Source organism: Herbiconiux daphne (assembly GCF_024979295.1).
Lineage (GTDB): Bacteria > Actinomycetota > Actinomycetes > Actinomycetales > Microbacteriaceae > Herbiconiux > Herbiconiux daphnes.
This window is the reverse complement of record NZ_JANLCJ010000855.1, coordinates 1-509: the sequence shown is the minus strand read 5'-3', so window position 1 is coordinate 509 and position 509 is coordinate 1. Positions and strand designations below refer to the sequence as shown.

The window sequence follows — 509 nt, the reverse complement described above, 5'->3', positions numbered from 1 at the left end:
ATTTGTTTCAGGGTTAGAACCAATCTTAACAGTTGGGAGAGTTTTGAAAGTTTTCTTACCATCAATCTCTTGGTCGCCAGTAATAACAACTGCTTCAGTCTTCAAACGAACTGGAGCATATAACAAATCGGCATCTTTCTGAGTCAAAGCACCAATAGGGGCATATTTGGCATCAGCAACATCTTCACTCAAACCGATAACTGTTTGTTGGTTAGTGCCAGTTCCAGTCCCTACCAGTGAGTCTGCATATTGTTTAGCTTCAACAAGAATTTCATCAACTCTATTTTGAGCATCTTTAGCAGAAGCTGATACAGAAATAGCTACAGCTTCAGCCATTCTGAGTTGAGCATCTGCAATTGTCTCATAGAAACCATCAGCTTGAGCTTTAGTAAGAGCACCAGCAGGGGAATATCTTAAATCCGCATCCGCTTGAGTTATACCTTGTGTCACTGTAATTGGGGCATACAAAGTATCAGCAGTTGTCTTAGTCAGAGCACCAATTGAAGCAG

Annotated in this window: 1 protein-coding gene; it reads right to left on the bottom strand. The window is 41.1% G+C overall.

What is annotated here, in order from left to right; all coding sequences use genetic code 11:
* Positions 1-509, bottom strand: a 509-nt coding sequence (locus N1032_RS28055; RefSeq protein ID WP_259544031.1) for a hypothetical protein, incomplete at both ends; no start/stop codon positions are given.